15 protein-coding genes and 2 pseudogenes are annotated in these 20985 nt (G+C 57.4%); 14 read left to right on the top strand and 3 right to left on the bottom strand.

What is annotated here, in order from left to right; translation table 11 throughout:
* Positions 1-26: 26 nt before the first annotated feature.
* On the bottom strand, positions 27-1928 hold the full coding sequence (locus ACEYDX_RS05090) for a bifunctional alpha/beta hydrolase/class I SAM-dependent methyltransferase (protein WP_373740943.1): 1902 nt from the start codon (positions 1926-1928) through the stop codon (positions 27-29).
* 140 nt (positions 1929-2068) lie between these two features.
* Positions 2069-2626, bottom strand: a complete 558-nt coding sequence (locus ACEYDX_RS05085) for a DUF2238 domain-containing protein (protein ID WP_373740974.1) — start codon at positions 2624-2626, stop codon at positions 2069-2071.
* A 678-nt stretch (positions 2627-3304) separates the two neighbouring features.
* Between ACEYDX_RS05085 and ACEYDX_RS05080 the strand changes: the two genes are divergently transcribed.
* Both ACEYDX_RS05080 and ACEYDX_RS05075 read left to right on the top strand, forming a co-directional pair.
* Positions 3305-3472, top strand: a complete 168-nt coding sequence (locus ACEYDX_RS05080; RefSeq protein WP_373740942.1) for a hypothetical protein — start codon at positions 3305-3307, stop codon at positions 3470-3472.
* A gap of 90 nt (positions 3473-3562) precedes the next feature.
* Complete coding sequence (locus ACEYDX_RS05075) at positions 3563-5212, top strand: ArnT family glycosyltransferase (RefSeq protein ID WP_373740941.1); 1650 nt, start codon at positions 3563-3565, stop codon at positions 5210-5212.
* 561 nt (positions 5213-5773) lie between these two features.
* On the opposite strand, the gene ACEYDX_RS05070 is transcribed toward ACEYDX_RS05075, so the two are convergent.
* A complete protein-coding gene (locus ACEYDX_RS05070) occupies positions 5774-7054 on the bottom strand; it encodes a LysM peptidoglycan-binding domain-containing protein (protein WP_373740940.1) in 1281 nt (426 codons plus the stop codon).
* Between the two features lie 157 nt (positions 7055-7211).
* Here ACEYDX_RS05070 and def point away from each other — a divergent pair, with 157 nt between their 5' ends.
* From def to topA, 12 genes and pseudogenes are all read left to right on the top strand, one after another.
* Positions 7212-7715, top strand: coding sequence for a peptide deformylase (def, locus tag ACEYDX_RS05065; protein ID WP_373740939.1), 504 nt, complete (start codon positions 7212-7214; stop codon positions 7713-7715).
* 392 nt (positions 7716-8107) lie between these two features.
* Entirely contained in the window at positions 8108-9034 is a 927-nt protein-coding gene (gene fmt / locus ACEYDX_RS05060; RefSeq protein WP_373740938.1) for a methionyl-tRNA formyltransferase, read from the top strand.
* Positions 9035-9419: 385 nt separating this feature from the next.
* Positions 9420-10112: a GNAT family N-acetyltransferase gene (locus tag ACEYDX_RS05055; RefSeq protein ID WP_373740937.1), complete on the top strand. Its 693-nt coding sequence runs from the start codon at positions 9420-9422 to the stop codon at positions 10110-10112.
* A gap of 357 nt (positions 10113-10469) precedes the next feature.
* A complete protein-coding gene (gene rsmB, locus ACEYDX_RS05050) occupies positions 10470-11732 on the top strand; it encodes a 16S rRNA (cytosine(967)-C(5))-methyltransferase RsmB (RefSeq protein ID WP_373740936.1) in 1263 nt (420 codons plus the stop codon).
* The gene (locus ACEYDX_RS05045; protein WP_373740935.1) at positions 11698-12294 is read left to right on the top strand and encodes a DUF4390 domain-containing protein; all 597 of its coding nucleotides are present in this window, start codon (positions 11698-11700) and stop codon (positions 12292-12294) included. Before rsmB ends, ACEYDX_RS05045 begins: the two co-directional genes overlap by 35 nt.
* A 3-nt stretch (positions 12295-12297) precedes the next feature.
* Entirely contained in the window at positions 12298-14436 is a 2139-nt protein-coding gene (locus ACEYDX_RS05040; RefSeq protein ID WP_373740934.1) for an ATP-binding protein, read from the top strand.
* Positions 14423-15703, top strand: coding sequence for a sigma-54-dependent transcriptional regulator (locus ACEYDX_RS05035; RefSeq protein WP_373740933.1), 1281 nt, complete (start codon positions 14423-14425; stop codon positions 15701-15703). The genes ACEYDX_RS05040 and ACEYDX_RS05035 overlap by 14 nt, the downstream gene beginning before the upstream one ends.
* 300 nt (positions 15704-16003) lie before the next feature.
* Positions 16004-16378, top strand: coding sequence for a hypothetical protein (locus ACEYDX_RS05030; protein ID WP_373740932.1), 375 nt, complete (start codon positions 16004-16006; stop codon positions 16376-16378).
* Positions 16379-16448: 70 nt separating this feature from the next.
* Positions 16449-17372 (top strand): annotated as a pseudogene (gene dprA / locus ACEYDX_RS05025) (DNA-processing protein DprA); the annotation flags it as partial.
* A 192-nt stretch (positions 17373-17564) separates the two neighbouring features.
* Positions 17565-17717: pseudogene (locus tag ACEYDX_RS05020) on the top strand (DNA-protecting protein DprA); the annotation flags it as partial.
* 244 nt (positions 17718-17961) lie between these two features.
* Complete coding sequence (locus tag ACEYDX_RS05015) at positions 17962-18417, top strand: DUF494 family protein (RefSeq protein ID WP_373740931.1); 456 nt, start codon at positions 17962-17964, stop codon at positions 18415-18417.
* Positions 18418-18588: 171 nt separating this feature from the next.
* On the top strand, positions 18589-20913 hold the full coding sequence (gene topA, locus ACEYDX_RS05010; protein WP_373740930.1) for a type I DNA topoisomerase: 2325 nt from the start codon (positions 18589-18591) through the stop codon (positions 20911-20913).
* The last annotated feature ends 72 nt before the right edge of the window (positions 20914-20985 follow it).

Raw genomic sequence — 20985 nt, 5'->3', positions numbered from 1 at the left:
GTTTTCACGGCAGCGGCAGGCGGCGGTTAAAACCACATCCGGCGGCCGCTGTTGCGAGCTACCTGTTCGGGGCTGGGCAGGGGGACGGTGGCCAGGCCGTCTGAAACTTTGACGGCAAGGCTGACGGTGGACATTCCGTCGTCGTCGGTCCATTGGCGGATTTTTTTGAAACCGGCTTGGGCGACGAGCTGGTCGATTTCCTGCTGGCTGCGGCGGCGTACGGCAGGGAGCGACAGTGCGCGCACGGCGGCTTCGGGGCAGGGGTGCCACGGACGGTTGGTGTAAATCAGGAAGCCGCCCTGTGCAACGGCCGCATCCAGCCCTTGCAGCGAGAGGCTGACCAAACCGTTGTCGGAGCAGCGTTCGTACAGGCCGCTGACCACGGCGAGCGTCGGGCGCGGGCTGAGCGAGCGGTAGGCATCGGGATGGAATGCGTCGGCTTCTTCAAAGCGGGCGATGTTTTGCAGGCCGCGTTCTTCAATCAGCATCCGTCCTGCGGCGACATTGCCTGCGCTGCCGTCGAGCAGGCGCACGGAATCGGGACGGATGCTGCCGGAAAGCGCGTCGAGTATGACCGTACCCTGTCCGGCGGCCGCATCGAGTATGTGGACGGGCATACCTGCGGCCTGCAGGCGGGCGAAGGCCGTCTGAACGGCGACGGCGGTGTCGGCGCGGCGCTGGCGCAGGCTGTGCCAGTCGACCGCGTCGAGGTAGTATTTGTCGATAAACCGGCCGACGGCATTTTCGCCCTGCGGTTCGTTGCGGTACACATAATCGAACGCGGCGGCGGAGTCGAAGCCGTGTTCCATGCCGGTTTTCAGACCGGTGCTCCATTGGGCGCCGAGTTTGAGCGCGGCGCGGCAGCCTGCCCAGAATGCGCCGCGCAGGCTGTACGGCGGCAGCGGTGCGGCCATCAGGTCGGCTTCGCGGCGGCTGTCGCCCGAGAGATGGTTTTGCGTGCAGTCGACCGTTTGCAGCGGCTCGTTGAAACGCTCGCGGACAAAGCGTCGGATTTCGTGGAACACCGGCCCGTTGTCGGTTTCGTTAGCCAGGTCGTGGTACAGCCCTTCGAAGACATGGCGCTCTTTGATGCGGCTGCCCAGAAAGCTGTAAAAATCGTGCTGTGCGGCGGCATCGGCAAAACGGTCGCTGCCGGCGAGTAGAAGCTGCACGGGCACGGTAACGGCCTGTGCGTCCGACAAAACTCGGCGGGCGGCATCGTGCAGGGCAAGCAGGTGGCGTGCGGATATTTTGCGCGCAACCAGCGGGTCTTGGCGGTAGGCGGTTTGCCCTTCGCGGCTGTGGGTCAGGCGTTCGGGATCGAGGTCGGCGGTGATGAAGAAGTTGCCTTTGAAACGCTGCACGGCTTTCAGGGCGGTGCGTACGGGCAGGAAGTCGGCCTTCAGCCTGAATGCGGGCGCGAGCAGTACGGCGCAGCGCACGGGCGGTGCGTAATCGTGCAGCCATGCCGCCGCCCAAACCGCGCCCGTGCCTTGCGCGGCAATACAGATGTTTTCGGGCGGGATGCCGTATTCCGTACCGATGTGGCGGATGAAGTCGTCGGTGTCGGCAACGGCGGCGGCGGCTTTCGGGATGTCGCCGCGTTCGCCCGGGCTGTTGCCGTGGCCGCGTGCGTCGAATGCGAACAGGGAGAATCCGCCGAAGCCGATTTTGTCGGCGGCGGCCATCATGCGGCCGGAATGTTCGAGCGCGTCGTGGAGGAATATGACGGCTTTGTCCGCGCCCCCGGCGGGGCGGTGGCGGTAGAACAGGGCCGTGCCGTCGGCGGCGGTGAAGGTTTTTTGTTGTTCCTGCATGGGGGTGTCCTCGGGTGTAACGTTTTCAGAGGGCCTGTTGCGGAAGGCCGTCTGAAAAAAGCTGCAAACGGGTTCTTCGGATTTGTTCTGTTTCGGCGGTATCGGAATCATGGCGGGATGTTCTGCCTTACCCGTTCGGGGGGGGGGGCACGGGCAAACCGAAAGCATGAACACAAAATACAGCCTGTTTTTTATAGACAGCGGAAACGGGCGGATGTTGCGTTTCAGACGGCGTCAGGCCGTCTGAAAACCTATTGCCGTTTCAAATCGGGGCGGACGAACAGGTACAGCAGCAGCGATGCCGCCGCGCCCAAAGTGTCGGCCAGCATGTCTTTCTGCGCGTCCCAAATATCGCCCTGCGAGCCGAGAAATTCCGTGCCCGCGTTGCCGCCTTCGATGACGGCATACTGCCATTCGATGATTTCATAGGCCGCCGCCACGCTCATGATGAAAAACAGCGAGAAAAACAGCGCCAGCGGCAGGCCGCAGAGACGGCGGCGCAGCAGCCATTCGGCCATCGGAAAGGCGTAAAAGCCGATGATGAAGTGGCCGACGCGGTCGAAATGGTTGCGGCCTTCGCCCAACAGCGGCGAGAGCAGGCGGTTGGCCCAATCAAACGGGACATCGGCGAACGTGTAGTGCGCGCCGACGGTGTGCATCAGAATCCACAGGCTCATCAGCAGGTAGGCGGTGTTGCTGAAACGGAATTTCGGCGCGGTCAATACCAAGCCCGCAAACACCGCCATCACGGGCAGGATTTCCGCCCACCATACGGCGCGGCTGGCGGGAGCGATGGCCGACCATACCATAACGGCAGCGGCGGCCAGCGCGAGAAAAAGGGGGAACAGGATGCTGTTTTTGTTTCGGGACACAAGGTTTCCTTCGGGTGTGTGCGGTGCGGCTGCGCGGTTCGTAAGCCGCCGTGCGGGTGTGTGGCCGGGCTGTTTTACCGTATGGTTTTTGTCGGGCGGCGCGGCGGCGGTCGGTGCCGGCAGGCTGCGTCTCGGAAGTACGCCGGTAACGGGCAATTTGACGGCGGCCGAATCAGTCGGCGGGAATTTGAAACACAGCCCGTTGGTATCCGGGTCGGGACATTCAGACGGCCTGTTCCGCGCGCGGCAAGTCTGTTCGGGATTATCCGTCATTTTCCCGCCGTTATGTTGCGGCGGTAAAAAAACGGCAGAATTTCGGATTGGACGGTGTTTCCCGATGGCCGAACACGCAGGCCGTCTGAAAATACGGTGCGGTAAGACGGGTTTCGATGTTCGGATGCTAACTGTGTTTTCAGACGGCCTTGCCGCACGTTTGGGAAAATCTTTTCGGGTACGGCGTTAATCACACACCGGTGCGACGGATTTTCCCGATTTCCGCCATTTCCGTGCAGGCGGGAATCTATGTTTGAAATCCGGTATCTTGTTGTGAAACAAATATTTGTGAACATTGCAGCCAGTTTCCCTCCTGCACCGGCATAACGAAAATAAGCGTTAATGCTGTCCAAACGCAGCCTTCGGGATGAAGGGTCGGCAGGGCTGGGCGGCATCGGTTTCGGACGGGGAAAAATCCGTTGGCGGCATCGGCGGCAAATCTTCCCGCTGCCGAATCTGCCGAACCCGAATGCCGTTGGAAGCCCCGTTGATGCGCCGTTTGCAGCCTGAGGCCGTCTGAAACGCCGGCATACCTGTGATACACTGTTGCATCTTTCGGCTGTCTGCCGTACCTGTTTCCAACGCCCGTTTCCCGAAACCATGCTCACTTATACGCCCCCCGAATCCCGTTCCGTGCCCACCCGCGAAAAACCTTGGCTGCTGCTGCTTTTGGCGTTTGCCTGGCTGTGGCCGGGCGTGTTTTCGCACGATTTGTGGAATCCTGCCGAACCGCAGATTTTTACTGCGGTGGAAGGGTTGGGCGGCGGCGGATGGCTGCCGCAGGTGTTCGGGCGGCCTTTTTTCGATGCGTCGCCCGTGTATGTGTGGACGGCGGCGCTGTTTGAGCGGCTGCTTTCGCCGTGGGCGGCGGATACTTATCCGGCGGCGCGTTTCGCCAGCGTGGCGTTTACCGCGCTGGGCCTGGCCTGTTGCGGCATGGCGGGTTACCGCTTTTTGGGCAGGCATCACGGCAGGAGTGTGGTGCTGATACTGCTCGGTTCGGTGGGCATGCTGCCGATGGCGCACCTGATGAGCGGGATGTCGGTGGTGTTTGCCGCGCTGTCGATGGTGTTGGGCGGTTTTGCGCTGTCGCAGCACCGTGCCGTTGCCGCGCCGCTGCTGTTGGGCGGCGGCTGGGTGCTGCTTTCCCTGTCGGGCGGGTTGGTGCTGACGGCGGCCATGATGCTGCTGGCTTTGGCGCTGCTGTTCAGCAGGCAGTGGCGTTTCCGCCGTTATTACGTCACGCTGGTGGGCGCGCTGGTGTTGGCGCTGCCGCTGATTCCCGTGTATCCGCTGGTGTTGCGTTATGCCGAACCCGAAGCGTTTGCCGTGTGGCGCAGTGCTTATGCGTTGGGCGCATTCGGCGGTTTCGATACCGTTCAGATGGCCTTCAGCCTGCCGTATTATCTGAAAAACCTGTTGTGGTTTGCCTTGCCTGCATGGCCGCTGGCGGTATGGACGGCCTGTCGCAGCCGCATTGCCGATACCCGCTGGGGCGTGTTGGCATTGGCTTGGCTGGTTGTGGCGGCGGTGTTGCTGTCGTTGTCGCCGCACCGTTTCCAAGATCATTTAATCTGGCTGATGCCGCCGCTCGCGCTGGCGGGTGCGGCGCAGCTCGACGGTTTGCGGCGCGGTGCGGCGGCGTTTATCAATTGGTTCGGCATTGCGGCTTTCGGCCTGTTTGCCGTGTTTCTTTGGACGGGCTTTTTCGCCATGAATTTCGGCTGGCCGGAAAAGCTGGCCGAACGGTCGCGCTATTTCAGCCCGTATTACATCCCCGAAATCGACCTGATGCCGATGCTGGTGGCCTTGTCGTTTACGCCGCTGTGGTTGTGGGCGATTACCCGCAAACACATCCGCGGCAGGCAGGCCGTTACCAACTGGGCGGCGGGCGTTACGCTTGCCTGGGCGCTGCTGATGACCCTGTTTCTGCCGTGGCTCGATGCTGCCAAGAGCCATGCCCCCGTTGTCCGCCAAATGGAAGCCGCCTTGCCGCCGGCTTTGCAACGGCAGCTTTCAGACGGCCGGGCCTGTGTGGCCGTTTCTTCCGCCGACATCCGTATGCGTATTTTCTGGAAACAGTACGGCAGCATTCCGCTCGTGCCCGAAGGCAACTGCCGTTACCGTCTTGTCCACACGCCCAAAGGCACGCCGGTTCCGCAAGGCAGCGTGTTGGTTTGGGAAGGCGCAAGACCGCGCAATAAGGTGGAAGGTTTTGCGTTGTGGGATATTAAGCCGGAGATGCGGTGAAGTGGCGTTCCGACAGAATTTGTGCATTGAAAATACGGGAAGTTTTTCGGCTGCCGGACGTGTTGGAACATTAGTCCGGAGTTTGGCCGCCGCATTCAGAAAGGCCGTCTGAATCCAATTGATTGAACGGTGGGTAATCAAAATAAAAGTAGGTTGTGTGATATTGTGTTGATACGAGATTGCGCCGTCATTCCCGCAGGCGGGAAACCATCTTGATATTCACAAGTGCTTGTTGAAAATACAAATACCGATTCCAAGCTTGGATTCCCGCCTGCGCGCGAATGACGAAAAATAACAGCCTCGACGGAATATCCGAACGCCTGAACACAGCCTTGTTTTTTAGGGATTTTTCAGACAGCCTGAAGCCGTGGAGAAATTTTTAATGTGGCCGTCTGAAACCTGAACTGTTGGGCTGCGTTTGGATATGTTGGGCACACCGGCAAAACAATCTTCAAATACGCCAATCCAATTGGCCGAACGGGCAGTCAATCAAATAAAAGCAAAAGGCCGTCTGAAAATATTTTCAGACGGCCTTTTGCTTTTATGCTTTCACAGCATCCATCAATCCCGACGGATGTTGCTCGTGATGTTGTTGGTGTCGAATTCGGCACTGTGCGACTCCTGCGGAACGTTCGGAGCGTGCGGCTTGTCGTCGGCCATATTGTCCAAATCCTGGCCCGGCTCGGAAGCGGTGTCGCCGATGTTGATGTTGGTCAGGCTTTCGAGAATGATGGCGGATGCCAGATTTTGGCTGGTACGGTACACCATCGCCAAGCCCGCTTCTTCGGCAGGGGTGGACACATATTTCACCACGCTGCGGTTGCCGGTTTTGGGATTTTTTTCCATGTCCACTTTAACCTGGCGGCTGCGTTTGTAGAGGCTCAATACCGTGCCTTTTTTGAGGCCGTCGGCTTCGCCTTTGTTGAGCGTGATGGTTTGGAACTGGCCGGCTTCGCTCACGCCTTCGAAGATGGAAACGACTTTGGCGCTGACGTGCTGCGCGGGTGCGTGCGGCATCATGTGGAAGCTGTCGCCTTCATCGGTCATTTTCAGCAGGAAGTCGCCTTTGCGGATTTCGGATACCGCTTCTTCCACAATCATCGGCTGCGCGGTTTGGGTCGGCACTTTCACGAGCGGGTGGAGACGGGTGTAGTATTCGCCGTCTTTCAGGTATTCCGCATCTTTTTCGCTGCGTCCGTCCAGCGCGCTGTTGGTGTAGGGCAGGGTGCTGACGATACCGCTGAACACGACTTCCTGACCGAGATATTTTTTGGTGTCGGGGTCGGTAATGTCTTTAACGGCACGGTAAACGAGATAGCGGCCCGGTTCGGTAACGCCGTAGGCGTACACGCGGTTGCCTTTGGTGTAAATCAGGCGGTTGTCGGGGCCTTCAATCAGACGGGGGGCGTTTTGCGTCTGCATCTGCGGGATGACCTGCGGATGCTGCATAAACATGCGGTAGAAATTGACGTTGACGGTTTGGATGCCGTAGCCCGCGGATGTTTCGCGCACGCGCGGACGCAGTTTGATGACGGGAATGTTGCTGCCGTCGCTGCTGCGCTCGAAGCCTAAACGGGCGCGGCCGTTGACGCGGCGCAGTTCGAGTACCTGGCCCGGATAGATGGTGTGCGGATTGCGCACGTCGCTGCGGTTTGCGCCCCACAGACGGTTCCACTGCCACGGGCTGTAAAGGTATTTGTTGGAGATGCTCCACAGGGTGTCGCCCGGTTTGACGACGTAGCGCTGCGGCGCATTGGGGCGGATTTTCAGTTCGGCGGCCTGTACTTGCGCGGAAATGGCCAGACCGGCGGCGCAAAGCAGGGTTATAATACGTTTTTGCATGACGGTTTCCCTTGAAACGTTTCGGTTTGCTTTAATTGATAATAACAATGGGCTTCGCTGCCCTTGATACACTAAAATTCAGAAAAAGACATTTTATCACTGAATGTTGCCGTCATCATAGCACTAAACGCACATACTATTATTGTTGGAACTAATTATGGCCTTATTAAATATTTTGAAATATCCCGACGAACGCCTGCATACCGTGGCCAAACCGGTGGAAGCGGTGGATGAGCGCATCAAAACGCTTGTTGCGGATATGTTTGAAACCATGTACGAAGCGCGCGGCATCGGCCTTGCGGCCACGCAAGTGGATGTGCACGAGCGCGTGGTGGTGATGGATTTGACCGAAGACCGCAGCGAGCCGCGCGTGTTCATCAATCCCGTGATTACGCATAAAGACGGCGAAACCACCTACGAAGAAGGCTGTCTGTCGGTGCCCGGGATTTATGATACGGTAACCCGTGCCGAACGCGTTACCGTGGAAGCATTGGACGAAAACGGCGAAAAATTCACGCTTGAAGCCGACGGTTTGCTGGCGATCTGCATCCAGCACGAGCTGGATCACCTGATGGGCAAAGTGTTTGTCGAATATTTGTCCCAACTGAAGCAGAACCGCATCAAAACCAAGCTGAAAAAACGGATGAAGCATGATTTGTAAGGCTTTTCAGACGGCCTTGCTACCGTGTGAAGGCCGTCTGAAAAAAACGCCGGTTCGGTTTGATAAGGCTGGGCGGATTTAGTCGCTTTTGCGCAACAGATGCGCTGCCGTCTGAAAAAACCGCTGTTTTTTAACGGCGCGATATTGTCGCGGAAGCGATACATTTTTGTTTTCCGTAAACGGAAATATCCATGAAAACGGCGGTTCTGCCGGCAAGTTGCCGCCCGAATGCCGAATATCCTCCAAAACGGCAGTTGTCCGAACCGGCAGGGCGGGCAGTATGCCGCAGTCCGCAACGGCCTTGTCCCCGTCCGATATGACGATTCCCATTGTTTCAGACGGCCGTGTGCCGCTAAGGCCGTCTGAAACTCCATTCCACAGCGAGAACAGCCATGAAAGTCATTTTTGCAGGAACGCCCGATTTTGCCGCCGCCGCCCTGAAAGCCGTTGCCGCCGCAGGGTTCGACATCCCGTTGGTGCTGACCCAGCCCGACCGCCCGAAAGGGCGCGGAATGCAGCTTCAGCCGTCGCCCGTGAAGCAGGCGGCGCTGTCGCTCGGTTTGCAGGTGGAGCAGCCTGAAAAACTGCGCAACAACGCCGACGCGCTGCAAATGCTGAAAGACGTGCAGGCCGATGTGATGGTGGTGGCCGCTTACGGCCTGATTCTGCCGCAGGAAGTGCTCGATACGCCGCGCCACGGGTGTTTGAACATCCATGCTTCGCTGCTGCCGCGCTGGCGCGGTGCCGCGCCGATTCAGCGCGCCATTGAAGCGGGCGATGCCGAAACGGGCGTGTGCATCATGCAGATGGATGCCGGTTTGGACACGGGCAATGTGGTCAGCGAACACCGTTATGCCGTCAAGCCCGACGATACCGCCGCCCAAGTGCATGATATGTTGATGGAATTGGGTGCGGCTGCGATTGTTGCCGATTTGCAACGCCTGAAGCAGGAAGGCCGTCTGAAAAGCACGCCGCAGCCCGAAGATGGTGTAACCTATGCACAAAAATTGAGCAAAGACGAAGCGCGCATCGATTGGCGGGAGCCTGCGGATGTGATTGAACGCAAAATCCGCGCCTTCAATCCCGTACCCACCGCATGGGCGGAATGGGACGGCAAACCGCTGAAAATCTGGCGCGCCGAAACGGTTAACCGAGGCGGCAAGGCAGGCGAAGTGCTGTACTGCGGTTCAGACGGCCTGATTGTTGCCTGCGGGGAAAATGCGCTGAAAATCACGGAATTGCAGCCCGCCGGCAGCAAGCGGATGGACATCGCCGCGTTCGCGGCCGGGCGGACGGTTGAAACGGGAACGGTTTTGTAGGGCGGGTTTGTCCGCCGCAATCTGGGTTCGGTCCGTGCTTTTGGAAAGTATGGATGACCGCAAAACCGCAACAGGCCGCCTGAAACCGGTTTTCAGACGGCGTCTGTTCCGAAGCGGACGAATGGGTGCGGTTTGCCGTTTTGAATGTCCGGTTGGTTTGCGGTGCCGAATGCGATTGAAAAAACTGTCCCTGCCGCCAATCTTCCTGATGCGGAATGGTGAAAGGCTGCTGGTTCGGGTATGCCGAATCGGATAATGATGGTGCGGATAAACGCCCAACCGTTTGTCGGGTATTCATCATTCCACAGATTGATTCAGACGGCCTTTGGCTGTCGGCCTTAGCCGTACCCGTCAGGCCGTCTGAAAGCGCCTTTAAGGAAACCTCATGCGTTACAACGAATTCAACCAGCCCGTCGGCGATGTGCTGTCTGATTATCAGGCGGGCGAAAAACCGGAGGCAACGCTGTTGCAGGGGCGGTTTTGCCGTTTGGAAAAACTTTCGGCGGCCAAGCACGGCGGCGATTTGTATGAGGTGTACGCCGGCCCGTTGCAGAATTGGACGTATCTGTCGCTGAATCCTGTGGCAGACCAAGCCGAACTGGCGCAGATGCTGGGCCGCAATGAGGCATCGGTTGACCCGTATTATTTCGCCATTGTCGATCATGAAAGCGGCAGGGCGGTCGGTTCGGTTGCGTTGCAGCGCATCGATACCGCCAACCGCACGGCGGAAGTCGGCTGGGTGGTGTATTCCGACAGGTTGAAGCGCACGCGAATCGCTACGGAAGCACAGTTTCTGCTGGCGGAATATGTGTTTGAAACGCTGCGATACCGCCGTTATGAATGGAAGTGCGACGCGCTGAACGAACCTTCCCGCAAAGCTGCATTGAGGTTGGGTTTCCAATACGAAGGCACGTTCCGTCAGGCCATGGTTTACAAAGGCCGTAACCGCGATACGGCTTGGTTTTCGATGCTGGATTCGGAGTGGCCGCAGATCAGGCAGCGTTTCGTGTGCTGGCTCGATGACGCGAATTTTGATGAAAACGGCCGACAGCGTGCGGCTTTGGGGGAAATCCGGTAGCCCTGATGCCGCTTGCGGAAAGGCGGATTCGATGGATGAGGGATGTCCGAATGCCTGATTTCTATCAATACCGCAGGATTCCGATGTTCCGAAACCAGGGTTCATGTGCAGGCATGACGGCAGTTTTCAGACGGCCTGATAAACTGCTTTGAAGAAACGCGCAGGCCGTCTGAAATCAGGCCGTGTTTTTTCCTGTGTCGGTTGGATTTCCGTTATTTCTTTAGAAGGCGGGAATCTGGTTTCAAGGAGAAAACCGTGGATTGTGCCGCTTGGAAAAGGCGGCGCCGATGCAGAAAATGACGCGCTGACTTAATGCGGCCGCCAACAAAAACATTTATTTCAAGAAAGCCCGTTGACATGAGTATGGCACTTGCCCAAAAACTCGCTGCGCAAAGCATCGCCCAAGTGGCGGAAGGCCGCAACCTGCAGGACGTGCTGGCGGGTATCCGTGCGGCGCATCCCGAGTTGAGCGCGCAGGAAGCGGGTGCGTTGCAGGACATTGCCTACGGCAGCCAGCGTTATCTGGGCAGTTTGAAATATATGCTCGGCAAGATGCTGAAAAAGCCCATCGACAATCCGCAGCTCGAAAGCCTGCTGATTGCGGCGATGTACCAGCTCCATTACAGCCGCAATGCGCCGCATGCGGTAGTCAACGAAGCGGTGGAAAGCATTGCGAAAATCGGGCGCGGGCAGTACCGCTCGTTTGCCAACGCCATCCTGCGCCGTTTCGTGCGTGAGCGCGAAGGGTTGGAAAAATCCTGCAAATTCAACGATACGGCGAAATTCAACCTGCCGCAGTGGTGGATTGAATACCTGAAAAACCATTATCCGAAGCATTGGAACAACATTGCCGCGAGTTTGCAGCAGCATCCGCCGCTGACGTTGCGGGTTAACCGCCGTCTCGGTGATGCCGAAGGTTATGCGGCGAAATTGGCCGAAGCGGGTATCGAAGCCCGCGTGTTGGACGATTATGCGATTACTTTGGCCGAAGCCGTGCCGGTGGGCAGGCTGCCCGGTTTTTCAGACGGCCTGGTGTCGGTGCAGGACTTCGGTGCGCAGAAAGCTGCGCATCTGCTGAACCCGCAAAACGGTTGGCGCGTACTTGATGCCTGTGCCGCACCCGGCGGCAAAACGGGGCATCTGCTGGAATGGGCAGACTGTACCGTAACCGCGTTGGACATCGATGCAGGCCGTCTGAAACGGGTGGAAGACAACGTGCGCCGCTTGGGTTTTGAAAACCGCGCCGATTTGAAATGCGCGGATGCGGCCGATTTGGATGCGTGGTGGGACGGCAAACCGTTTGATGCGGTGTTGGCCGACGTGCCGTGTACGGCTTCGGGCGTGGCCAAGCGCAATCCCGACATCAAATGGCTGCGCCGTCCGGCCGATGCTGCGAAAACCGCCCGCCAACAAGAGTTACTTCTTGACAGGCTTTGGCAGACTCTGACAAAAAACGGCACTATGCTGCTGGCAACCTGCTCGATATTTGCGGAAGAAAACGGGCAGCAGTTGGAAAAATTTTTAAACCGCCATGCGGATGCGGTGTGTACCGAATCCCATGTGCTTCTTCCCAATAAACACCAAGATGGCTTTTATTACGCGCTTATTCAAAAGCAGTAAAACACTGCTGCTGTTGCCGCTTCTGCTGCTTGTGTCTTTTCAGACGGCGGCCGAAGGCATCAGTGCTACCCGTGCCGAAGCGAAACTGACGGCATCGGGTCAACTCGCCGTAAGCAGCCGTTTCAAAACCGAACTGCCCGATCAGCTCAAACAGGCGCTCAAGCAGGGCGTGCCGCTGAATTTCACCTTGAGCTACCGGCTCTCCGCGCCGACCGTGGCATCGTACCGCTTCAAGCTCAACGAACTGGTGGGCGGCGAAAACAGCGTGCGCTACAAACTTTCCTACCATCCGCTGACCAGCCGTTACCGCCTTTCCATCGGCACGTTTTCCACCGAATACGCCGGCCTTGAGACCGCGTTGCGCGGCGTGGGCGCGATTGCCAACTGGCGCGTACTCGACAGCGGCACGCTCGAAGGCGTGAAGCCGTCTGAAACCCGTGCCGAAATCCGCTTGCAGTTGAGTACGTCGCAACTGCCCAAACCTTTCCAAATCAACGCTTTGACTTCTAAAAACTGGAGCCTCGACTCCGGTTGGAAATCCCTTTCAATCACGCAGGAATAAGCCATGCGGCGCTTTCTTCTTACCGCCGCTTTTCTGGCGGTCATACTGCTTTATGCCTTAACCGTCGCCACCGACAACAGCAACCTGCTGGGAGCTTATTTTTGGTGGATTATCGCCCTGACCGTGCTGTTGCTGACGGTTTTGGCGACGGTGTTGGTGCGCTATGTGTGGATGCTGCTGCGCGACAGCAAGCGCGGCCTGTTCGGTTCGCAGATTGCGCGGCGGCTGGCGGCGATGTTTACGTTGGTGGCGGTGTTGCCGGGGTTGTTTCTGTTCGGCATTTCCGCCCAGTTTATCGGCGGCACGATTAATTCGTGGTTCGGTAACGATACCCACGAGGCGCTCGAACGCGGCTTGAATTTGAGCAAATCCGCGCTGAATCTGGCGGTGGACAATACCGTCAGCCATGCCACGCCGATACAGATCGATCTGATTACCGCCTCTTCGCTCAACAGCGATTTGGGCCAGGCGCTTGAGAATGCCCCGAATGCCCCCGATTTCGTGCAGCTTGCATTGTTCAACCTCGACAAAAAACGGGTGGACAAAAACATCAACCCGCAAAAACTCGGCATGCCTTCACTCAACGCTGAAGAAACCGCGTTGCTGGAGTCTTCCGGTTCGGCGCGCAGCATCGAAAACATCAACGGCAAACTGTATGCGCAAGGCTGGCTGGCTTTGGGCGAATACAAAAAACAGAATTACGCGCTGTTTTTCCGCCAGCCGATTCCCGACAATGTGGCGCAAGATGCCACGCTGATCGAATCCGCCCGCGCCAAATATGCCGAACTGTCTTATGCCAAGCAGGGTTTGCAGAATTTCTTCCTGATTACACTGCTGGTGGCGGCGCTTTTGGCGATTTTCCTTGCACTCGTGATGGCGCTGTATTTCTCGCGCCGCTTTGTCGAACCGGTATTGTCGCTGGCGGAAGGCGCACGCGCCGTGGCACAGGGCGACTTTACCCAGAAGCGCCCCGTGTTCCGTAACGACGAATTCGGACGGCTCACGCATCTGTTCAACCACATGACCGAACAGCTTGCGATTGCCCAAGAAGCCAGCGAACAAAACCGTCTGCAACAGGAAGCCGCCAGGCATTATCTCGAAACCGTATTGGGCAGCCTGACCACCGGCGTGGTCACCACCGACGATACAGGCCGTCTGAAAACCTACAACAAAGCCGCCGAACGCATTTTGGGTGTGGAACTGGCCGGTTTGCAGGGCAGCGATTGGCATGATTGGCGCGGCCAGTCGCCGCGGCAGAACATTTTGGCCGAAACCTTCGCCGCCATTACCGAAAGCGCGGCTTCGCCCAAACCGGTGCAGCTTCCTTACGCCTCGCCCGACGAAGCCCGCATCCTGCTGGCCAAAGCCACCGTTTTACCCGAAGACAACGACCACGGCATCGTGATGGTGTTTGACGACATCACCACGCTGGTGCGCGCCCAAAAAGAAGCCGCATGGGGCGAAGTGGCCAAGCGTTTGGCGCACGAAATCCGCAATCCGCTCACCCCCATCCAGCTTGCCGCCGAAAGATTGGCATGGAAATTGCATGACAAACTCGGGGAGCAGGACGCGCAAATCCTGACCCGTTCCACCAATACCATCGTCAAGCAGGTGGCCGCGCTCAAGGAAATGGTCGAAGCCTTCCGCAATTACGCCCGCGCCCCGTCGCTGACTTTGGAAAAACTTGATCTGAATGCCATTACCGAAGAAGTTTTGCTGCTCTACGAAGGCAGCGCGTGTACATTTACTGCCAAATTCAGTAATATACCGCTGTTGATCAACGCCGATACCACCGCCATGAGGCAGGTGTTGCACAACATTTTCAAAAATGCGGCCGAAGCGGCCGAAAGCGATGCCGAACCGCAGGTCCGGATTGAAACCTACCTCTCTTCAGACGGCGTTGAAAGCGTTTTGGCCGTCTGCAACAACGGCAAAAGTTTCAGCAAAGAAATGCTGCATCAGGCGTTCGACCCTTATGTAACCGACAAACCCACCGGCACCGGACTCGGCCTGCCGGTCGTAAAGAAAATCATCGAAGAACACGGCGGCCGCATCAGCCTGAGCAATCAGGACGGCGGCGGGGCCTGTGTCCGGATTTCCTTACCCTTATTGGTAAAAGAAGAAAGCTATGCGAAGCAGTGATATATTGATTGTTGACGACGAAGTAGGCATCCGCGACCTACTCTCCGAAATCCTTCAAGACGAAGGCTACACCGTCGCTTTGGCCGAAAACGCCGAAGAAGCCCGCCGCCTGCGCCATCAGGTGCGCCCCGCGATGGTGCTGCTCGACATCTGGATGCCCGACTGCGACGGCATTACATTATTGAAAGAATGGGCGAAAAACGGCCAGCTCAACATGCCCGTGGTGATGATGAGCGGCCATGCCAGCGTGGAAACCGCCGTCGAAGCCACCAAAATCGGCGCCATAGACTTTCTCGAAAAACCCATCGCCCTGCAAAAACTCCTTGCCGCCGTTGACCGCGCGCTCAAACACAGCGAAATGCAGGCGGCTTCGGGGCTGAATTTCGACCGTTTGGGCAACAGCCCCGTGGTTCAGGATTTGAGCCACGCGCTGACCGCTGCCGCGGCCACCAAAGCCAATACGCCCATCCTGCTGACCGGCGAACCCGGTTCCGCTTTCAAAATCGTTGCCCGTTATTTCCAAAAGCCCAACACGCCTTGGGTAGAGCCTGCAAAAACCGAACACATCGTCGATATTCCGATGGAACTGCTGCAAAAATCCGTCGGCGGCGTACTGTATTTGGGCGACGTATCCGAATACAGCAAAAACATCCTGCAAGGCATTGCTTTCCTGTTCGGTAAGGCCGAACGTCAGAACATCCGCATCGTTTGCGCATGCAGCGACGATCCGGAAGAATTTACCGGCGCAGACAGCAAACTGCCTGCTCTTGCCAAAGCGGTTACCGTCGACATTCCGCCGCTGCGCAGCCAGCCCGACGACATTGCCTTTCTGGTCAACCAAGTGCAGGGCGAATTGAGCGACACCCAAAAAATCCCGCCCGCAACGTTCAGCGTCGGCGCACTCAACATCCTGCGCCAATACGACTGGCCGGGCAACTACGACCAACTGCGCGGCATCGTCAAAAACCTGATGCTCGAAGCCGACGGCGGCGAAGTGAGCGAACAGGACGCGGGTGCAGCCTTCGGGCAGGGCGGTTCGGGCGGCGGTTCGGAAATCATCGGCGGCTTCAATTTCAATATGCCGCTGCGCGAATTGCGCGAAGAACTCGAACGCCGTTATTTCGAATACCACATCGCGCAGGAAAACCAAAACATGAGTCGCGTTGCGCTTAAAGTAGGTTTGGAGCGCACCCACCTTTACCGCAAACTCAAACAGCTCGGCATCAGCGTTACCCGCCGAAACGGTGCGGATAAAGGCGAAGAGTAAGGTTTGTTTTAACGTCTGGCCGATATGGGCAAACAGGCCGTCTGAAAGTTTTTCAGACGGCCTTTGGTATGCGGTTGCAGCGGTTTGATAAACCTGTAAAATATTTCGGAATTGTGCATTATCACGGTCGTTATTGTAAAACTTTCGTGATGGTGCCAATCCGCTCTGCCGTTTGTGCCGCCTGCGGTTTGCCGTCCCGTATCCATTCGCCGAATGGCTGACAGGCCGTCTGAAAACCGACGGTTCGGATTTCAGACGGCCTTTGGAATGACTTTGCAACATTACATTAAGGAAACCGAAATGCTTCAACACTTTAATCCCAGTTCAACAAACCCGAGACGAGCCGTTCAGGCATGGCAGATTCTGATTGCCGCCGCGATGAACAGGCAGATTCACAGTTATAAAACCTTATCCGAACTGATGTACGGCAAACCGGTGCCGAATGTGATGAGCGGCATATTGGGACATATCGCTTTTTATTGTGTTGAAAACGGCCTGCCGCCGCTGAATGTGCTGGTTGTCAACGAAACAACAGGTTTGCCGGGAGACGGCATTCCTGTTTCGCAGGACTTAAACAGTTCGCGTGAATCGGTGTATCAATACGGTTGGTACAATCTGTATCCCCCTGCCGAGCAAGAGTTTGCGGCAGCCTACGAGCGCAATCAGTCTGAATAATCACAACAAACCGACCGGCCTGAAGCCGCACGGGCATCAGGCCGTCTGAACACACAAAACGGGAAAACACATGAACGAAACCGAACGCTATGCGTGGCTGCAACTGGCATTCACGCCCCATATCGGTGCGGAGAGCTTTTTAATGCTGCTGCAACGTTTCGGCAGTGCATCCGCCGCATTGTCCGCACAGGCAGACGACATTTTGCCGTTTGTCCACCACAAACAGGCCGCATCGGCATGGCGGGGCGGCGAAAAGCGCGCGCAGGCTCAGCAGGCCGCAGAAGCCGCGCTGAAATGGGCGATGCAGGACAACTGCCGCCTGATGCTGTTGGGCGACGAAGATTATCCCGTGATGCTGACCGAAGGCATCACGCCGCCGCCCGTGCTGTTTCTGCGCGGCAATCCCCGTCTTTTGGCAAAGCCCGCAGCCGCCATCGTCGGCAGCCGCCACGCCACGCCGCAGGCCATGCAGACCGCGCAGGAATTCGGCTGCGCGATGGTTGAAAAAGGCATTGTCGTGGTTTCGGGTATGGCCGCAGGCATCGATACCGCCGCCCATCAGGGTGCGCTGCTTTCAGACGGCCATACCGTTGCCGTGTGGGGAACGGGCATCGACCGCATTTATCCGCAGTCCAACAAACAGCTTGCCTATCAAATTGCCGAAAAAGGGCTGATCATCAGCGAATTCCCGCTCGGTACCCGGCCGCTTGCCGGCCATTTTCCGCGCCGCAACCGCATTATCGCTGCGCTGGCGCACTGTACGCTGGTGGTAGAAGCCGCGCCCGAATCCGGCTCACTGATTACCGCACGTTTGGCGGCGGAGATGGGGCGCGAAGTGATGGCCGTGCCCGGTTCTATCCACAATCCGCACGCCAAAGGCTGCCACAAGCTCATCAAAGAAGGCGCGAAACTGGTGGAATGTCTGGACGATATTGTGCAAGAATGCCCGCAACTGTTGCAAAGTAACCCGTTGTGGCCTTATTCTATAAATAAAGTAACGCAGCAGACCGCGCCGGAGCACGGGAAACCGGCAGAGCCGCCGCCTGCGCATCGGAACGGTTTTGAAGCTGCGGTATCCAAGCCGCCGTATCAGCCGCAGGAACGGGTGGTACAGTCAGAAGCACCGGAAGCACAGCCGCCCGTGCCAACCCTTGAAAAAACGCAAAACGGCGGCAATCCGATATTATTGGATGCCATGGGTTACGATCCCGTCCACCCCGACACATTGTCCGAACGGCTCGGTATGGCCGCCTACGATGTGTATGCGCAACTGATGGAGTTGGAATTGGACGGTATGGTTGCCGTTCTTCCGGGCGGGCGTTACCAGCGTGTTCGATAGCGTGCAGGGCAAACTGCCTGCCGTTGCAGAAACGCCTGCATTGTGCCGAAGATTAAGATTGTTCCGTTTTCAGACGGCATACCATAATTAAACATGGGTTTGCGGATATCCGCCGCCGCAAACCTGAAACAGACCTTGTTCCGATGCCGTCTGAAAACACCGTTGGCCGGCATACCCGATCAGACACGGGCCAGCCGCCCGTTCCCATTTTTCAGACGGCCTTGTCCGTTTTTAAGGAAACCGCATGACCGAAGTCATCGCCTTTTTAATCGAACATTTCCAAGATTTCGATACCTGCCCGCCGCCCGACGATTTAGGGCGCATTCTCGAAGATGCGGGTTTTGACAGCAGCGAAATCGGCAACACGCTGATGATGATGGAGATTTTGTTCAACAGCTCCGAATTTTCAGCCGAGCCTTACAGTGCGCACGCCATCCGCGTGTACAGCCGCGACGAAGCCGAAGCGCTGCCCGCCGAAGTGCTCGGCCTGATGCACTATCTCGAAACCGCCAATGCGGTTACGTCGGCACAGCGCGAAGTGGTGATTCATGCGCTGATGCACATCCCGCCCGAGGAAATCAGCGTCGATACCGCAAAAGTGCTCACGCTGCTGGTGTTGTGGGCGCACAAATCCGAGCTGCCCGTGCTGATCGGCGACGATTTGATGGCCGCGCTGCACGGCGAAGCGGTTATGCACTGAGGCCGTCTGAAACTGCGTGGGCGCACGTTGCGCCCGTTGTGCGGTTCGGACTGTGTGCAGAGCCGGCGGCATCGGGCGGTAAACCGTTTTTCAGACGGCCTGTTCCCTAAGGCCGTCTGAACCCGAATCCGGATTTAAAAATACAGATCACAGATAAAGAAGAGAAAATTCATGGCAAAAAACCTGTTAATTGTGGAATCTCCGTCCAAAGCCAAAACGCTGAAAAAATACCTCGGCAGCGATTATGAAATTCTGGCTTCCTACGGCCATGTGCGCGATTTGGTGCCGAAAAATGGTGCGGTCGATCCCGAAAACGATTTCGCCATGAAATACCAGCTTGTCGCCCGCAACAGCAAACACGTCGATGCGATTGTGTCGGCGGCGAAAGAGGCCGAAAACCTTTATCTGGCAACCGACCCGGATAGGGAAGGCGAGGCGATTTCGTGGCATTTGAACGAAATCCTGAAAACCAAGCGCGGCCTGAAAAACCTCAAGCCGCAGCGCGTGGTGTTCCATGAAATCACCAAAAACGCGGTGCTCGATGCCATCGCCCATCCGCGCGAAATCGAAATCGATTTGGTGGACGCGCAACAGGCGCGCCGTGCGCTGGACTATTTGGTCGGCTTCAACCTGTCGCCGCTGCTGTGGAAAAAAATCCGCCGCGGTTTGAGCGCGGGGCGCGTGCAAAGCCCCGCCCTGCGCCTGATTTGCGAGCGAGAAAACGAAATCCGAGCCTTTGAAGCGCAGGAATACTGGACGCTGCACCTCGACAGCCACAAAGGCCGCAGTAAATTCACCGCCAAACTGGTGCAATACAAAGGCGAAAAACTCGAACAATTTTCCCTGCCCTCCGAAACATCGCAGGCCGAAGTGCTGGCCGCTTTGCAGGGCAAAGACGCGCAAGTGTCTGCCGTGGAAAAGAAAAAGCGCAGTCGCAATCCCGCCGCGCCGTTTACCACATCGACTATGCAGCAGGATGCCGTGCGCAAACTGGGCATGACCACCGACCGCACCATGCGCACCGCACAGCAGCTTTACGAGGGCATCGACGTCGGCCAGGGCGCCATCGGCCTGATTACCTATATGCGTACCGACAGCGTAACCCTGTCCGACGAAGCGCTTACCGAAATCCGCCACTACATCGAAAACAAAATTGGCAAAGACTATCTGCCGTCTGCGGCCAAACAGTACAAAACCAAATCGAAAAACGCGCAGGAAGCGCACGAAGCCATCCGTCCGACTTCCGTGTACCGCACGCCCGAAAGCGTGAAGCCGTTCCTGACCGCCGACCAGTTCAAGCTCTACCAGATGATTTGGCAGCGCACCGTCGCCTGCCAGATGTCGCCGGCCAAATTCGACCAAACCACTGTCGATATTGCAGTGGGCGAAGGCGTGTTCCGCGTAACCGGCCAAGTGCAGACTTTCGCAGGCTTTTTGAGCGTGTACGAAGAAGGCGTTGACGACAACGAAGAAGGCGAAGACAACAAAAAACTGCCCGAAATGGCCGAAGGCGAAAAACTGCCCGTCGACAACCTTTACGGCGAACAGCATTTCACCACCCCGCCGCCGCGCTTCAACGAAGCCACGCTCGTGAAAGCGCTCGAAGAATTCGGCATCGGCCGCCCGTCGACCTACGCCAGCATCATTTCCACGCTCAAAGACCGCGAATACGTTACCCTTGAGCAAAGACGCTTCACCCCCACCGACACCGGCGACATCGTCAACAAATTCCTGACCGAACACTTCGCCCAATACGTCGATTACCACTTCACCGCCAAACTCGAAGACCAGCTCGACGAAATCGCCACCGGCAAACGCAAATGGATACCGGTGATGGACGGCTTCTGGAAAGGCTTCAGCAAGCAGGTCGAAGAAAAAGAAGGTATCGAACGCGCCAAATTCACCACCGAAGAACTTGACGAAACCTGCCCGCAATGCGGTAACCACAAGCTGCAAATCAAGTTCGGACGCAACGGCCGCTTCGTCGCCTGCGCCGGCTACCCCGAATGCGGCTACACCCGCAACATCGGTGAAACCGCCGAACAGGCCGCCGAACGCGCCGCCAAAGACGCCGCCGAACAAGCCGAACTCGAAGGCCGCGAATGCCCCAAATGCGGCGGCGGACTGGTGTACAAATACAGCCGCACCGGCAGCAAATTCATCGGCTGCGCCAACTACCCCAAATGCAAACACATCGAGCCTTTGGAAAAACCCAAAGACACCGGCGTCGAATGCCCGCAATGTAAAAAAGGCCATCTGGTGGAGCGCAAATCGCGCTACGGCAAACTGTTTTACAGTTGCAGCACCTACCCCGACTGCAACTACGCCACCTGGAACCCGCCCGTGGCCGAAACCTGCCCCAAATGCCAATGGCCGGTGTTAACCATCAAAACCACCAAACGCTGGGGCGTGGAAAAAGTCTGCCCGCAGAAAGAATGCGGCTGGAAAGAGCAAATCGAACCGCCTGCGCCGAAAGGAAGTAAGGTTGAAGAGTAGGTACGGTTAGCTGCCTAAAGGCGGTGTAACCGTACGCAAGCTGTACAATATCAGACAGAGGTCTGAGGCCGT

This window comes from Neisseria sp., from assembly GCF_041804105.1.
Classification (GTDB): Bacteria; Pseudomonadota; Gammaproteobacteria; order Burkholderiales; family Neisseriaceae; genus Neisseria.
This window is presented reverse-complemented; position numbering and strand designations above follow the sequence as displayed.